The sequence below is a fragment of the Corynebacterium sp. c3Ub_189 genome, from assembly GCF_039907195.1.
Classification (GTDB): domain Bacteria; phylum Actinomycetota; class Actinomycetes; order Mycobacteriales; family Mycobacteriaceae; genus Corynebacterium.
The window spans coordinates 45,391-60,817 of the sequence record NZ_JASBOF010000016.1; the positions used below are offsets into that span (position 1 = coordinate 45,391).

15 protein-coding genes and 1 tRNA gene are annotated in these 15,427 nt (G+C 58.2%); 4 read left to right on the forward strand and 12 right to left on the reverse strand.

The genetic code is table 11. From position 1 onward, the window contains the following. Positions 1-8 precede the first annotated feature (8 nt). The gene (locus QKD99_RS08815; protein WP_347951245.1) at positions 9-1,262 is read right to left on the reverse strand and encodes a M18 family aminopeptidase; all 1,254 of its coding nucleotides are present in this window, start codon (positions 1,260-1,262) and stop codon (positions 9-11) included. A gap of 46 nt (positions 1,263-1,308) precedes the next feature. On the opposite strand from QKD99_RS08815, the gene QKD99_RS08820 reads away from it, so the two are divergent. Beyond that, a complete protein-coding gene (locus QKD99_RS08820) occupies positions 1,309-2,139 on the forward strand; it encodes a RecB family exonuclease (protein ID WP_284836167.1) in 831 nt (276 codons plus the stop codon). Between the two features lie 12 nt (positions 2,140-2,151). On the opposite strand, the gene QKD99_RS08825 is transcribed toward QKD99_RS08820, so the two are convergent. From QKD99_RS08825 to QKD99_RS08865, 9 genes are all read right to left on the reverse strand, one after another. Further along, entirely contained in the window at positions 2,152-3,819 is a 1,668-nt protein-coding gene (locus QKD99_RS08825) for a formate--tetrahydrofolate ligase (protein WP_347951246.1), read from the reverse strand. Positions 3,820-3,957: 138 nt separating this feature from the next. After that, positions 3,958-5,265 carry an anaerobic C4-dicarboxylate transporter gene (locus QKD99_RS08830; protein WP_284867951.1) on the reverse strand — a complete coding sequence of 436 codons (1,308 nt, stop codon included), beginning with the start codon at positions 5,263-5,265 and terminating at the stop codon, positions 3,958-3,960. A 353-nt stretch (positions 5,266-5,618) separates the two neighbouring features. Continuing rightward, entirely contained in the window at positions 5,619-7,178 is a 1,560-nt protein-coding gene (aspA, locus tag QKD99_RS08835) for an aspartate ammonia-lyase (RefSeq protein WP_239274247.1), read from the reverse strand. A gap of 110 nt (positions 7,179-7,288) precedes the next feature. Then, positions 7,289-8,134: an ATP phosphoribosyltransferase gene (gene hisG / locus QKD99_RS08840; RefSeq protein ID WP_347951247.1), complete on the reverse strand. Its 846-nt coding sequence runs from the start codon at positions 8,132-8,134 to the stop codon at positions 7,289-7,291. Between the two features lie 29 nt (positions 8,135-8,163). Then, complete coding sequence (locus QKD99_RS08845; protein WP_204609052.1) at positions 8,164-8,427, reverse strand: phosphoribosyl-ATP diphosphatase; 264 nt, start codon at positions 8,425-8,427, stop codon at positions 8,164-8,166. Positions 8,428-8,479: 52 nt separating this feature from the next. Then, positions 8,480-9,202, reverse strand: coding sequence for an HAD family phosphatase (locus QKD99_RS08850; RefSeq protein ID WP_284867948.1), 723 nt, complete (start codon positions 9,200-9,202; stop codon positions 8,480-8,482). A gap of 126 nt (positions 9,203-9,328) precedes the next feature. After that, positions 9,329-9,712, reverse strand: a complete 384-nt coding sequence (locus QKD99_RS08855; protein ID WP_005324796.1) for a hypothetical protein — start codon at positions 9,710-9,712, stop codon at positions 9,329-9,331. 24 nt (positions 9,713-9,736) lie between these two features. Beyond that, on the reverse strand, positions 9,737-10,975 hold the full coding sequence (gene mshC, locus QKD99_RS08860; protein WP_347951248.1) for a cysteine--1-D-myo-inosityl 2-amino-2-deoxy-alpha-D-glucopyranoside ligase: 1,239 nt from the start codon (positions 10,973-10,975) through the stop codon (positions 9,737-9,739). 25 nt (positions 10,976-11,000) lie between these two features. Beyond that, a complete protein-coding gene (locus QKD99_RS08865) occupies positions 11,001-11,855 on the reverse strand; it encodes an undecaprenyl-diphosphate phosphatase (protein WP_347951249.1) in 855 nt (284 codons plus the stop codon). A gap of 66 nt (positions 11,856-11,921) precedes the next feature. Between QKD99_RS08865 and QKD99_RS08870 the strand changes: the two genes are divergently transcribed. After that, positions 11,922-12,968 (forward strand): hypothetical protein, encoded by a 1,047-nt coding sequence (locus QKD99_RS08870; protein ID WP_347951250.1) that lies wholly within the window; start codon positions 11,922-11,924, stop codon positions 12,966-12,968. A 4-nt stretch (positions 12,969-12,972) separates the two neighbouring features. After that, on the forward strand, positions 12,973-14,088 hold the full coding sequence (locus tag QKD99_RS08875; RefSeq protein ID WP_239278800.1) for a quinone-dependent dihydroorotate dehydrogenase: 1,116 nt from the start codon (positions 12,973-12,975) through the stop codon (positions 14,086-14,088). A gap of 90 nt (positions 14,089-14,178) precedes the next feature. Here QKD99_RS08875 and QKD99_RS08880 read toward each other — a convergent pair whose 3' ends face one another. Both QKD99_RS08880 and QKD99_RS08885 read right to left on the reverse strand, forming a co-directional pair. Beyond that, positions 14,179-14,571 (reverse strand): hypothetical protein, encoded by a 393-nt coding sequence (locus QKD99_RS08880; RefSeq protein WP_284769021.1) that lies wholly within the window; start codon positions 14,569-14,571, stop codon positions 14,179-14,181. Further along, on the reverse strand, positions 14,571-15,110 hold the full coding sequence (locus QKD99_RS08885) for a YbhB/YbcL family Raf kinase inhibitor-like protein (protein WP_347951251.1): 540 nt from the start codon (positions 15,108-15,110) through the stop codon (positions 14,571-14,573). The genes QKD99_RS08880 and QKD99_RS08885 overlap by 1 nt, the downstream gene beginning before the upstream one ends. Before the next feature lie 227 nt (positions 15,111-15,337). Here QKD99_RS08885 and QKD99_RS08890 point away from each other — a divergent pair. Next, positions 15,338-15,423: transfer RNA gene (locus QKD99_RS08890), tRNA-Leu, on the forward strand. The last annotated feature ends 4 nt before the right edge of the window (positions 15,424-15,427 follow it).

Below are 15,427 nucleotides of genomic sequence, written 5' to 3' on the forward strand. Positions count from 1 at the left end.
TGCGGTTACTATCCCACCAAGTATGCCTCAAGTGCCTGCGCGAGCCATACTTGGTCCCGCTCGCCCACCATTTCCCGCGCCGAGTGCATAGACAGCATGGGCACGCCCACATCCACAGTATCGATGCCCAAACGCGTCGCCGTAATGGGACCGATGGTCGAGCCACAGGGCACATCATTATTGCCCACAAACCGCTGCACCGGTACGCCTACCTTCTCGCACGCTGCTTCCCATAACGCCACCGTGGTGGCATCGGAGGCATAGCGCTGGTTGCCATTGATCTTGGTCACCGGGCCCTTGCCGATGATCGGATGGTGCGTGGGATCGTGCTTGCCCACGTAGTTGGGGTGCACCGAATGGGCTGCATCGGCCGAGACACAGCTCGAGTGCGAGAACATCTGGAAGCGTTCCTCCTCGTTGGCCCCCAGCGCTCGTGCAGTGCGGGTAAGTACATCTGCCAGGATGGGACCGCCCGCGCCGTAGCGCGAGCTCGAGCCCACCTCTTCATGGTCAAAGGCCATCATGACCAAGATATCCTTGCCTTGGTAGACCTCGGCGGCCTTTTTCATCGCTTCCAAAGAGGCGTGTACGGAAGAAAGGTTATCCATGCGCCCAGCCGCAATGAACTGCTCGCCCGCGCCAAAGACTTCGCCGCGAGCGGCATCGGCCGTAATCAGGTTGAAGGAAGCAATATCCTGCTTGGCGACGCCCGCCTTCTCCCCCACTACCTGCAAGATGGATGCCTCCGGGTCACCCACGCTCAAAACCGGCTGCATGTTGTGCTGACGGTCCGGCTTGAACTCATCCTTGCGGTAGAGGTGGATTGCCAGGGACGGAAGGCGCAGTACCGGGCCAGTATTGACTAGGTGCCGCGTACCATCCTTGGTGACAATCTGCCCGGCCACGGTCAGCTCCCGGTCAAACCAGGTATGCAGCAGCGCACCGCCATAGACCTCTACTGCCACCTGCTGCCAACCGGCCGCAGAAAAGTCCGGCGTGGGCTTCAGCACCAGGCCTGGCGAGTCCGTATGCGACCCCACGATGCGGAAACCAGAATTCTTATCCGCACCCTCTGGCACGTACCACGCCGCTACCGCGCCGCCGCGCACCATGACGTGGCCGCCAGGTGCAGCGGACCACTGCGTTCCCTCATCCTGTACCTCAAATCCCGCCTCGCGCAGCTGGCGGGATACCTCATCAGCAGCGTGGTACGAAGAAGGAGAAGCAGCAATGAAATCTAGGAAATCTGCGGTATAACTCATACCTCCTAGCTTGCCACGAATCGCGCGGCGATAGGGTAGATACACCATGGCTACTTCATCTACACCCCGCCCACTGGCCCTATCGCCCTCGCGCGCCTCCGACTATAAGCAGTGCCCGCTGCTCTATCGCTTCCGCGCCATTGACAAGTTGCCCGAGCCCAAGACCATCGCGCAGGTCAAAGGAACCCTTGTGCACGCCGTTTTGGAAGAGATGCACAAGCTACCGCGCGAAGAGCGCACCTATCCTGCCGCGGTGAAGATGATTAAGCCCTCCTGGGCAGAGATGACCGCCAAAGACGAGGAACTTTTAGAGCTCGTGCCAGAAGAAGACACCTACGACTTCTTCGTCGCTGCCAGGGAACTGCTCAAAGGCTATTTCCAGATGGAAAATCCCCAGGGCTTTGATTGCCAAGAAACCGAGATGTACGTCAACACGGTCCTGCCCAATGGGGTCCCCGTCCGCGGCTTCATCGACCGCGTGGACCGCGCCCCAACCGGTGAGGTCCGAGTCGTGGATTATAAAACCGGCAAGAAGCCACTTCCCCGCTATTCCCAGGATGCACAATTCCAGATGCGCTTTTATGCGCTGGTCTACTGGCGCATTCTAGGCACCATTCCCCACCAATTGCGCCTGATGTACCTCAAGGTCTTGGACTCGATGTTTCTTAGCCCAAACCGTGAGGAACTCGAATACTTCGAGCGCGATCTCGGCGAGCTGTGGGCAAAGATTGAGGCCGACGGGCGCGCCGGGGACTTCCGTCCGAAGCCATCCAAGCTCTGCGGCTGGTGCGCCCACCAGGATCTCTGCCCGGAGTTTGGCGGCACCCCGCCGCAGTACCCGGGCTGGCCGGGCTCAGCGGCGGATGCAAAGGATTAGCTCCCCACCTGCCTAGAATAGGCCCGAAATGGTGCCTTGCTTATCGACGTCGATATTATTGGCCGCCGGCTTCTTCGGCAGTCCCGGCATCGTCATGACGTTGCCTGTGAGCACAACGATAAATCCCGAACCGGTGCGCGGCAGTAATTCGCGCACGTGCAGCGTATGGCCTTCCGGCGCCCCCAGAGCAGAGGCATCATCGGTGAAGGAGTACTGCGTCTTAGAGATGACCACCGGCAACTGGTCCCAGCCATTGTCCTGGATGTACTTGAGATCCTTGAGCGCCTTTGCCCCGTATTCCACACGGTCTGCGCGATAGATCTCGCGCGCGATGGTCTCGATGGAGGCCTCGATTCCCTCCTGCGGATCGTAGAGCTGCTTGGCTCCTCCCTGTAGGTTCTCCAGCAAGGTCTCTGCCAGCTTGGTAGCGCCCGCGCCGCCCTCAGACCACACGTTGGCTTCCTCCAAGGCAACCCCGAAGTCTTCCGCCCACTGCCGCATAAACTCGCGTTCTGCCTCGGTATCGGACCAGAAGAGGTTGAGCGCTACCACCGGTTTGATCCCGAACTTGCGCAGGTTTTCTACATGGCGCTCTAGGTTGACTATGCCCGCCTTGAGAGCATCCAGGTTTTCCTCGGTGAGCTTATCCTTGGCCACACCGCCGTTGTATTTCTGCGAGCGGATGGTGGCTACGACCACGGCACCGGCAACATCTAGGTCACCAAAGCGCGCCTTGATGTCGACGAATTTCTCGCCACCTAGGTCGGAGCCGAACCCAGCCTCGCTTAGGACGATATCGCCGAATTGGAGCGCGGTTTGGGTCGCCAGCAGGGAGTTACAACCGTGCGCAATATTGGCGAATGGCCCACCGTGTACCAAGGCCGGCACGCCGCCAAGGGTCTGTACCAGGTTGGGGTTGAGGGCATCACGCATAAGCGCCGTGAGCGCACCTTCCGCATTCAAGTCACGCGCAGTAACAGGGCGCTGATCATAGGTGAAGCCGATGGTGATATCGCCGAGGCGCTTCTTTAGATCCTTGAGGTTCGTGGCCAAGCACAGGATTGCCATGATTTCGGAGGCCGCGGTAATGGTGAAACCGGTTTCTGCAGGTACACCGTGAGCTGGCCCGCCCAGGCCGGTCACCACGTTGCGCAGGGCACGGTCGTTGACGTCCATGCACCGCTGCCACGTCACGCGCCGCGGGTCGATGCCCAAGGCGTTGCCTTGATGGATGTGGTTATCAATGATGGCGGCCAGGGTGTTGGTTGCAGAGGTAATGGCATGAAAATCGCCGGTGAAGTGAAGATTGATGTCCTCCATGGGGACAATCTGTGCATAGCCGCCGCCAGCCGCGCCGCCCTTAATACCCATCACTGGTCCTTGGGAGGGCTCACGCAGGGCAACGATGGCCTTCTTACCCAACTGATCCAGGGCGTCGGTAAGGCCAATGAGCACGGTGGACTTGCCCTCGCCGGCAGGTGTGGGCGATACGCCGGTGACAAGCACCAGCTTGCCCTGGTTTTCCTTGGAATAGTCCACCTTGGTGATATCGACTTTGGCTTTAGTGGTGCCATAGGGAATCACGGCGTCGGCAGGAATGCCCGCCTTAGCCGCAATCTCCGCGATTGGCTGCAGGTGGTGGGCTTGGGCAATTTCAACATCGGATGGCTGAGTAGTCATGGTCTTAGCTTACCGAGCTCGGGAGTTAAATAACCCGCATTTTTCCAAGAAAGTGAATTGAATCAATCTGCCTGTTCACGCTGCGATCTAAAAAGGCGCCCTACAGGGCGCCGTGCGGGTGAACTTGTCGTCTACCTTTTAAAGGATGACGAGGCCGAATGCGTAGCCCAAGAGGACAGAAACCGCGATGCTGACCGTGCCTGGGATAAGGAATGGGTGGTTGAATACAGCCTTGCCGATTCGAGTCGAACCTGTATCGTCCATCTCCACCGCTGCCAGCAGCGTTGGGTAGGTCGGCAGGATAAATAGAGCCGAGACGGCTGGGAAAGCAGCGACTGCGGTAAGGGGGCTTACGCCCAGAGCCAGGGCTGCTGGCATGAGGGCCTTGGTAGTAGCGGCCTGCGAGTACAGTAGCGCTGCGGCGAAGAACAAGACCACCGCGAGCAGCCACGGCGAAGACTCAATAACGCTACCAGCCATAGACTGAATATCGTCCATGTAGTGGTTGATAAGGCTGGTACCCAACCAAGCAACGCCTAGCACACAAATACATGCGGACATACCGGACTTAAATACCGGTGTATTGAGAACATCCCCTGCCGGGAACTTCGACATCATGACGATGATGGTGGCCGCGGTGAGCATAACCGTCATAATTGCCTCATTACGTGGCAGGGTTGGTTCTGCGATTAGCCCGACCTGCTCCGAGGTCAGCGTGGCCCATGCCATCACGATGACGATGGCTACCAGGAACACCAGAACAGAAGCCTTGGCACCCTTCTGCGGCTGGAAGTTCTCAGCCCCCAGTGGTTGCTTAACCAAGCCTTGCGCCTTACGCTCCTGGTACACCGGGTCATCATCTAGTTCCTTGCCAAACTTATTAGCAATCCACGCAGCTGGGAAGATAGACAGGAACGTTGCCGGAATGACGACTGCTAGCACCTGCAAATAGCCCACTCCAGCTGGCTCCAACAGGCTGGCTAGGAGAACCACTGCGGCAGAGATAGGCGAGGCACAAATTGCCATCTGAGAGGCAACTACCGCAATAGAAAGCGGGCGTGAAGGGCGAACCTTGCCTTCTTTAGCTACCTCAACAATGACCGGTAGCGTGGAGAATGCAGTGTGGCCGGTACCGGCCAGCACCGTCATCAACCAAGTAACGATGGGCGCGTAGAACGTAATCCGCTTCGGGTTTTTGCGCAGAAACTTTTCTGCAATGTGCACCAGGTAGTCCATGCCACCAGCCCTCTGCATCGCGGCGATGGCGGCAATGACGGTCATGATGATACCGATGACGTCGAACGGGATGTCTTCCCTAGTAATGGGGACACCGGTGAGACCAAGGGCCAACACACCGAGGCCGCCGGCCATACCGATACCAATTGAACCGATCCTCGCGCCCAAAAAGATGGCGGCGAGAACGATGACTATATGAACAATAACCATGGACATACTCCATACGCTCTGTATGCAAACTAAGGGCACGCTTCTCCATACAGAGTGCATGCCGTCCTCAACATCTTCTATTGTGCACCTGTCACGGTGATTTATTCACTCGAATTGTCCGTTTGTGTTGATTCCCACATGTATTTAGTGTCTCGTTATAAGACGGTCGGTATCCTTCTCCGCATTCGCCCAGCACAGGGCCGTAGAAAGAAACTAGCTACCGCCGATTCCATGCACGCAAAAGACCCCTACAGCCTTCGCCAGTTTTCCTTGTACATCAAGAAAAATGGCAGAGACCGTGGGGGTCTACTATGCGGGGCGCTATGCCCTACTGCTTCTCAAAAGCCGAGTCTTTAGTCCTCGTCGATGAAGAGCTGACCGCGGAACTCTGGGTGCATGAGGTTTTCAACGGACAGAACCTTGTTCAAGGTAGCCTCATCGAGCAAGCCCTTCTCCAAGACGAGTTCCTTGACGCCCTTGCCGGTCTCCAGGGACTCCTTGGCAATCAGGTCACCGTTGTGGTGGCCGATGAACGGGTTCAGGTAGGTGACGATACCGATGGAGTTTTCCACGTACGCACGGCACACGTCTGCATTAGCGGTAATGCCGGTGACGCACTTTTCGTGCAGGGCATCGACGGCGTTACCCATGATGCGAATGGACTGGAACAGTGCCTCGCCGATGACCGGCTCCATGACGTTGAGCTGCAGCTGGCCAGCCTCAGCGGCCATGGTGACGACATGGTCATTGCCGAAGATCTTGAAGCAGGTCTGGTTCACAACCTCCGGGATAACCGGGTTGACCTTACCCGGCATGATGGAGGAGCCGGCCTGACGAGCAGGCAGGTTGATCTCAGCCAGGCCAGCGCGTGGACCGGAAGACAGCAGGCGCAGGTCATTACAGATCTTGGCAAGCTTCATTGCTGCGCGCTTGATGGTGGCGTGCAGCAGCACGTAAGCGCCACAGTCAGAGGTTGCTTCAATGAGATCGCGGGCGGTCTTCATTTCCAGGCCGGTGACCTCAGACAAAGCTGCGGTGACCTGGTGGCGGTAGCCGGCCGGGGTGTTCACGCCGGTGCCGATTGCGGTTGCGCCCAAGTTGATCTCGAGCAGGCGGCGCTGTGCATCGCGCAGCAATGCCTGCTCCTCGTTCAGGTTGTTGGCAAAGCCTTTGAACTCATCACCCAAGGTCATCGGAACCGCATCCTGAAGCTGAGTACGACCCATCTTCAGGATGTCCTGGAACTCATTGCCCTTGACCTGGAATGCGGCACGCAGACCATCCATGCGCTCAATGAGGTGATCCACTGCTGCATGCAGACCCAAGCGGAAGCCGGTCGGGTAAGCATCGTTGGTGGACTGGGACATGTTCACATCATCATTCGGGTTGATGATGTCATAGGAGCCCTTCTCCTCACCGAGGTACTCCAGTGCGAGGTTGGCAACAACCTCGTTGGTGTTCATGTTCAGCGAGGTACCAGCGCCACCCTGGAAGACGTCCAGCGGGAACTGATCCATGCAGCGACCCTCTTCCAGGATCTGGTCACAGGCCCAGATGATGGCTTCAGCCTTCTTCTTTGGCAGAACGTGCAGGCGGCGGTTTGCCATGGCGGCCGCCTTCTTGACCTGGACCATGCCGCGGATGAAGTGCGGGATGGTGTTGATGGTCACGTAAGAGATCTGGAAGTTCTCCATGGCGCGTACGGTGTGCACACCGTAGTAAGCGTCAGCGGGAACTTCCAAGGAGCCAAGAAGGTCGGTCTCGGTGCGAGTCTTCTTGCTGGAGTTCTTCGGTGCCTTTTGTTCGGCCACCTTCTGCTGTGCGGCGTGAGTGGAAGTGTCAGCTTCCTTCTTCTTCACGTCCTTTGCTGCAGACTTGGTGTCCTTTTCTTCTTTCTTAGAGGACTTTGCCATGATGGCTCGGCTCCTTTGCCTGTCGAGACTTATATTCGAATGAGTAACCTCAAGCGCTAATGTTAGCCACGACTGAATCTATTTGGGCCGACCCAGAGAAATTGATCCCCCTAAAAGCGGGCGATGCGTAAATCGGAAGCCAAAATCGCTTCCGCACCGAGTTGGGAAAGTCGGTCCATGACTTGGTTGGCTTGTTTCTTCGGAACCATCGCTCGCACTGCCACCCAGTTCTCACGCGCTAACGGCGACACCGTAGGACCGGTCAATCCTGGAGTAATACCAGCGGCTGCGTCGAGGTTGGATTGAGCGATGTTGTAGTCGATCATTAGATATGTGCGAGCGTGCAGAATTCCCTGAATGCGGTCGAGCACTACCTGCTCTTCCTCCGTAACTTCTACCCCTGTACGCTTAATAACTACCGCCTCGGACTCAATGATCGGGTCCCCGAACGGCGCTAACCCTTGCTGGCGCAAAGTAGTACCAGTTGACACGACATCAGCAATAACATCGGCAACGCCGAGCCGGATGGAAATCTCTACAGCCCCGTCCAATCGAATAACATCGGCCTCAATCCCATGTGCGGCAAGGTTCGTGCGGACAAGGTTGGGATACGACGTCGCAATCCGCCGCCCGGCTAGTTGAGAGATATCCCACTCCTCCCCCTGCGGGGCTGCGTACCGGAACGTGGAGCCACCGAAGCCTAAAGGCAGCACTTCATCAAAGCTCGCTTTAGAGTCAAGTGCCAAGTCCCGGCCCGTAATGCCTAGGTCTAAGACCCCGCGGGCGACATAGATGGCAATATCTTTCGGCCGCAGGAAAAAGAACTCTACTCCGTTATCGGCGTCTACTACGTTGAGCGCCTTGGAATGCCCGCGGCCCTTGTAACCGGCCTCTGTAAGGATTTCCACGGCAGCTTCTGACAACGAGCCCTTATTCGGTACAGCAATCTTGATCATGCGGATCCTTCTATCCTGTGGGGTGTTGCCTAGAGGTACTTATAAAGGTCTTCAGGGGTAAGTCCGCGCTTAAGCATCATGACCTGAGTCCAATAAAGCAGCTGGGACATCTCTTCCGCCAGCTCATCGTCGGACTGATATTCTGCGGCGATCCATACTTCCCCGGCTTCTTCGATGATCTTTTTACCGATGAAATGCTCGCCTTTATCCAGCGCGGCAACGGTGCCAGAACCAGCTGGACGCTGGTCGGCCTTCTCGGCTAGTTCGGCGAAAAGAGTCTCAAAGTTCTTCACGTCTACCTATTGTTCCACAGGTAGATAGAGAATGTAGGGGAACTCTGAATTTCTATTGCCGCGCCGAAATCTTAGCGAACCACTCATAGACGTCAGTGGCCTTAGCTCCCGCGAGGTGCCGCGAATCGCGGAGGCTAGAGATTTCGGTGGCCTCGGTCGGGACCTCAACCTGATCATCTTCGGGCAAACCGATAACCGCACAGCCGGCATCAACGGCGGCGCGCATGCCGGTTGCGGAATCTTCGAAAACTAAGCACTCCGCGGGATCTGCTCCTATGCGTCGGGCGGCCTCGCGGTACATATCCGGCGCTGGTTTGCCGGCAGGAACCTCATCCCCGCAGATAGTATCGACGAAATAGTGCCGCCCCAACGCATTGATAGCAGCGTCAGCGACATTGCGCTCGGTATTGGTAGTGACCATCATAGGCACCCCATCGGCTTTCAGTTCCTCAAGCAGTGCAGGGATTCCCGGGAAGATTTCCAGTTGACGAGCAAAAAGGCCTTTGACATAGTCAAACATTCGGGCGCGGTAGCGCTCACTGTCACCGGGTTGCAGCGAAACTCCCGCATTATCCGCGCAGATTGCCAAGGTGGTATCAAAGGTCGCGCCCACAGTAGCTAGGCGTTGGGTGGGAGTGAGCCGTTTGCCCAGCAGTTCTGAAAGATAAAACGTTGCCTCCGCCCAGAGGGGCTCCGAATTGGTGAGGGTGCCATCCATATCCCAGAAGATGGCGGCGGGCTTAGTCAGGTTGGAAGCGGCGGCGGAGTGCGGCACGAGAATAAAGCTAGCTTTCTCTTTCAGGAAGGAAATAGTGTCACCGTCTACAGTCAAGCACACGGCGGAAAGAGCCAGCCGCGCAGTTAGCGCGAGCTGGCGCTTACTAAGGCGGAAGGGTCAGAACTAAAAATCCAGTTCCGGAATCTGCGACAGGGCTTCATCGTCTGCTCCGGTGGCCGCGCTGGCGTTATAGATAAGCTCAGAGAGCTCTTCCTTTTCCTCTGGCTCGAGAACGGCATCGTGTTGAGCGCGATTAAAATCTGCCAACTTACGAACGGTCTTGGACAAGACGGTGACCAACTGTGGTCCGTCAGGATCGTCCGGAAGAGCATCCAGCCCATCGAGCATCTGCTCAAGGTGGCCGCGCAGCTCTGGGAGGACGTTGGCGTCAAACGGTGCCTCCCAGAACTCCTTTTCCTCTTCCTTGAGGTAATCGCCGGTGGCGAAGGACTTCAGGTCACTAATGAACTCATCTACGGTGGGCTGGAAATCGGCGCGAATGCTCATGCTGAAGATACTGCCCTATCTTGCCTAAGCCCGCACGCCGAGGAGCGAATTTAGTGCGGTGCGAACCAAATCGGCCGCGCCGTCCTCGTCCGTGCCGCGGTCGGCCTCTGCCCACTCATCCACGGCATCGAGCGCGGCCGGGGTATCAAGATCGTTGGCGATTGCGGCACGCAGCTTGGCGACGACCTCTTCGGCCCCTGCCATGCTTCCCGGCTGCGCCAGGGCCTCCCGCCATGCGGCGAGGCGGCGTTTAGCGCCGTCGAGCACCTCGTCGGACCAGTCGCGCTCGTCGCGGTAATGGCCCGCGAAGACACCCAAACGGATAGCGGAGGGATCTTCCCCCGCTTCTACGAGCTTGTGAACGAAGACGAGGTTGCCCAAGGACTTAGACATCTTGACCCCGTCGAGGCCGATCATGCCGGTATGCACGTAGAACTGTGCCATGCGATCAACGTTGAGGGCGGCCTCGGCGTGGGCAGCGGAAAACTCATGGTGTGGGAATTTCAGGTCGCTGCCGCCACCCTGGATATCAAAGGAAGAACCCAAGCGGTTAGTAGCGATGGCGGAACACTCAATATGCCAACCCGGGCGACCAGGCCCAAAGGGCGACTCCCAGGCTGGTTCGCCCTCGCGGTGGGCTCGCCAGATAAGCGCGTCGAGCGGATTTTTCTTTCCTGGGCGGTCTGGGTCGCCACCGCGCTCGGCAAAGAAGGTGCGCATCTCGTCGGCAGAGTAATTGGACTCATACCCAAAGCGCTCGGTGGCCTCGATGGAGGCGTAGATATCTGGGTGCTCGGGGTCGTCTACGACGTAGGCCGCTCCGGCGTCGAGAAGCTTCTGCACCATTTCCACGATTTCATCGACGGCCTCCATGGCGCCGATGTAGTCCTGCGGCGGGAAAACGGAAAGCAGCTCCATATCGGAACGGAAAAGGTCAATTTGAGAAGTGCCGAGCTCACGCCAATCCACACCGTCGCGTTCGGCACGTTCGAATAGCGGATCATCCACGTCGGTGATGTTTTGGACGTAGTGAACCTTCTTCCCGGCATCCAGGAACGCCCGGTAGATAAGGTCAAAGGTCAGGTAGGTGGCGGCATGGCCCAAGTGGGTGGAGTCATAGGGCGTGATGCCGCACACGTACATGGTGGCGGTATCCCCTGCGACCTCTACGGGAGCGATGGTTTGGTTCGCAGAATCGTACAAGCGCAGCTGTGCCGCATCACCCGGCACAGGGCGGAAGGAAGGTAGTGGCCAAGAATGCATAGCCACCATACTAACGCGGTGTGCCTTAGAGCGGCTGCAGGACTCCCAGTGCCAGGAGGATCAGGACGAGCACGCCGACCGGGATGCGGTAAGCGGCAAACCAAGAAAAGGAGTGGTTGCCCACAAACTTTAGTAGCCACGCAATCGAGGCATAACCCAAGGCAAAGGCAATGCCCGTACCGACCAAGAGCTGGAGACCGGAGGCGGACTGGCCGGCTTCGGGAGAAAAGGCGTCGGGAAGCGAGAAAAGGCCCGAAGCCAACACTGCCGGAATGGCCAGCAAGAAGCTAAAGCGCGTGGCTACCTCGCGGTCTAGGCCCAGGAACAGACCACCGGAAATGGTGCCGCCGGAGCGGGAAACACCCGGAATGAGCGCCAAGCATTGGCACAGGCCCATAACAATGGCGTCTTTCATGGTCAACTGGTCAAAGCTGCGTTCCTTCTTACCCATTTTTTCTGCAGCGATGAAGACCAAGGAGAAGAGAATGAGCATTGCGGCGGTAATCCACAGGTTGCGCAGGGCGCCACGAATCGCATCCTCGAATGCGAGGCCGACAATTCCGATGGGAATGGAGCCCACGATGACCATCCACCCCATGCGCCAGTCCTGGCCGCGAGAGGACTTATCAGCCCAGCCGCGGAACCAGCCGGAGAGAATTTGCCAAATCATTGGGGCGAAATAGACCAGCACAGCCAGCTCCGTACCCAGCTGGATAACTGCGGTGAAGGACGCGCCGGCGTCGTTGCCCCAAAAAAGTTCGGAAACAATGCGCAGGTGACCGGAGGAACTTACCGGAAGAAACTCGGTAAGCCCCTGCACGATGGACAAAACAATGACCTGCGCCCAAGAAACAGCGTCAGTTGCGGTATTAGAAATCACCCGCTTCACACTACAGCCGCGCTGGGCTTCGAGTTTTTACAACGCGCGCTGTTAGGATTAGTAGCCGTGAAATCTCAATCTGGCTCCGCACTTATCCTTTCTAGTTTGCTGGCGCTTAGCGCCACCGCGTTGGCCGCCTGCCAGCCCGAAGTGGGCGTGGGCGCCGATCCAGAGACCGCGGTCAAGGGCAATGCCACCCCAGCGGTCTCCCCGGCTAAGGCGGATCCGGAAGGCACTGTGGTCGACCTTAAGGCAGACATCACTGACCTTGCCGCCTTTGATGACTCGCTGGCGGTGCGCACCAAGGACGAGCTTCTCATCGGTAGCCAGAAGGATTTTGAAGAGAAGAAGGCTACCTCGCTAGACATTTCTGCGGAGTGTGGTGACCTCAGTTCTTCGGAGTCGGGCTTCGTCCTCGCCTGCCCGGACAAGGTTCTCCTCATCGATCCTGCATCCCCGGACTCTCCCCAGGAGGTCCACATGGAGGAGGACTCCCCCGTTACCGCCGCCACCCAGCTTTCCAGCGGCGAGATCTTTGCCACCTCGGCCGATTCCACCACGGTAGGCGTCTATAAAGACGGTAAGCGCGACGGTGATATCGAGGTGGAAGCCGGCTCGGACCAGCTATTGGCCGTGCCCAATTCCTCGGGCGATGACGGAGTGGTGCGCACCCACCGAGAGGATTCCACCATCCAAAACGTGGACTGGACGAATGATCGCGCGGGCGGCCGACTGCGCGTTGGCCAGGGAGTCGGCAGCATCGCGGTGGGCGATAACGGCGTGGTCCTCGCCTCCGATACCGAGGGCGGCCGCTTGGCTATCTACACGTCCGATGACGTCGTCCGCCTGCACCAATACGGCAACGTAGAGGGCACCCCTTGGGGCGTAGCCTGGGATAATAAGCGCAATCTGGCGTGGGTGAGCGCCACCGATACCAATAAGGCTCATGCCTATGAAATTGGCAAAGGCGTACCAGAGCTGCGCGGAGATCTCTCGACCGTGCCGGATGCGCAGAATATTGCCGTGCTTGGCGACGGCACCTTTGTCGCCGCCTCCGCCACCGGCCACGGGTTGCAGTTCGTGGACACCCCGCACCTGAAGAAGGAGTCTTAACACCATGACCAGCACTATTGACCAACTGCGCGCGCAGGCCTACCAGCTTGCTCTGCGGGGCATGTTTAAGCTGAGCCCAGAGCGCATCCACGAGATTATTAACACTGCGCTCAGCGGGCTGCAGGCGGCCGGGCCAGCTAACCGAGCCCTAGCAAAGATCCTGCCGGTCAATGATCCAGTGCTGCGCCAAGAGGTCTTCGGAGTAGAATTCCCCCGCCCGTTGGGACTTGCCGCCGGGTTTGATAAGAACGCCGCAGCTGCTGATACGTGGACTCCCATTGGTTTCGGTTTCGCAGAGTTGGGCACCGTCACCGCCCAAGCACAGCCTGGCAATCCTGCTCCGCGGCTTTTCCGCCTGAAGGCCGATAAGGCCATCTTGAATCGGATGGGCTTTAACAATAAAGGTGCGGCAGCTGCCGCGGAAAACCTGCGCAAGCGTCGCTACAGCGATGTCATTGGCATCAATATTGGCAAAACCAAAGTCACCCCTGCCGAGCATGCAGTAGAAGATTACCGCCGCTCCGCGTCGGTATTGGGCGACTTGGCAGATTTCCTGGTGGTCAACGTTTCTTCGCCGAATACCCCGGGCCTGCGCGACCTGCAAGCAGTGGAATCGCTGCGCCCCATTCTCTCCGCCGTGCAAGAATGCACCGCGGTTCCGGTGCTGGTGAAAATTGCCCCGGATCTTTCTGATGCTGACGTTGACGCCGTGGCAAACCTAGCCCTCGAGCTCGGGCTCGACGGAATTGTAGCGACAAATACCACCATTTCCCGCGAGGGACTCAAGACTCCAGCCGCCGAGGTAAAGGAGATGGGTGCCGGTGGCGTATCCGGCCCTCCGGTAGCCGAGCGCTCCCTAGAGGTACTGCGCCGCCTCAATGAGCGAGTCGGCGACCAGCTCACCCTCATCTCCGTGGGTGGCATCTCCACGCCGGAGCAAGCATGGGAGCGCATCACTTCCGGTGCTTCCCTACTGCAGGGCTACACCGGTCTCATCTACGGTGGTCCGGACTGGATCCGCGATATCCACCGCGGCATTGCCGCTCAAATCCGTGCCCACGGTTTGAGCAATATTTCCCAGGCGGTTGGTTCCGGCCTCCCCTGGAAGCCTTTGGATTAGTCCGACCCAAGGTTGCTCAACACAAGGTCCGCCTACTTCTCCCGCTGCACGCAGAGGAAGTAGGCGGACCCTTAATCTTTGCGGTGCTGACTAGGTCTGCGACATGGCGCTGCGCTTGAGAATCAGTGCGCACAACACCGCGAAGCCGGCGTAGAACACGACCCAAAACTGTGGTTGCGTGAATAGGATATCGCCGGGCACAAAGCGGCTTGCTGCAATAATCACAATGGCGATGACCAACGCTGCAACCTGCGCGCGGCTTCCCGCCTGACTTTTGCTCATGGTACTAAAGGCGCCGACGATGATCGCGGCGACAATAATCGCCGCTTTGGAATACGTCCATTCGAAATCGGCACCCCAACCATCCGTGAAGACGGAGATTAATGCAAAGAGGACCAGCACGAATGCGACCACCATGAAGGCGCCGCCCACCCGCAGCGCCGTCGGCGGGCTAGGCTGCGATGAAGTAGAGCCACTAGCCATTACTTCGCCTCGTACCAGCCCCACAAAATGGCGCGACCAAGAGCATGGAAATGCAGGTTGAACCCAAGCACGGTCGGCGAAGCATCTGGGTCGATATCGAGCTTCTCTACGTCGACTGCATGGACGGCGTAAAGGTAGCGATGCGGGGCGTGTCCGACAGGCGGGTTCGCACCGAAGTAGGTGCGCTCGCCCGAGTCGTTGCGCAAGCTGATGACGCCGTCAATACCCAAGTCCTCGGCGGCACCGGCATTGGTAGGCAGCTCGCTTACCTCGACGGGGATATTGAACGCCGCCCAGTGCCAGAAACCAGAAGCTGTTGGCGCATCGGGGTCGAAACAGGTCACGGCCAGGGACTTGGTGCCTTCCGGCAGTCCAGACCAGGCAAGCTGAGGCGATACGTTCTCTGGGGCGCGGAGCTTTTCCTGCAGCTCGTCTCCTTCCACCACATCAGTGGACGAGAGAACGAAGGAAAGGACATCGCGCAGCGGTGCGTAAGGATCTGGACCAGGAAACCGGGAATCATCTGCGTAAGAAGTCATAGACCCATTTGTACCCCACCTCACAAGGCGATGTCGATGTGGTGTAACCGTCGCGGCCTGCATAAATTCTGCTGCACACGTGGAAAGCCCCTACCCAGACTTACAACCATGTATTTCCACACGCCGTTAATATTTGCTTTTTCACGCCACACGCAGGCGATTTGTAAAGCAAGCCTCGAGCAGGATACAGTATCGGAGTGCCCAGCCGAGAGGCTGACAAACACCCTGCCCGGGTGGCGGAATGGCAGACGCGCTAGCTTGAGGTGCTAGTGTCCTATTAACGGACGTGGGGGTTCAAGTCCCCCCTCGGGCACAAC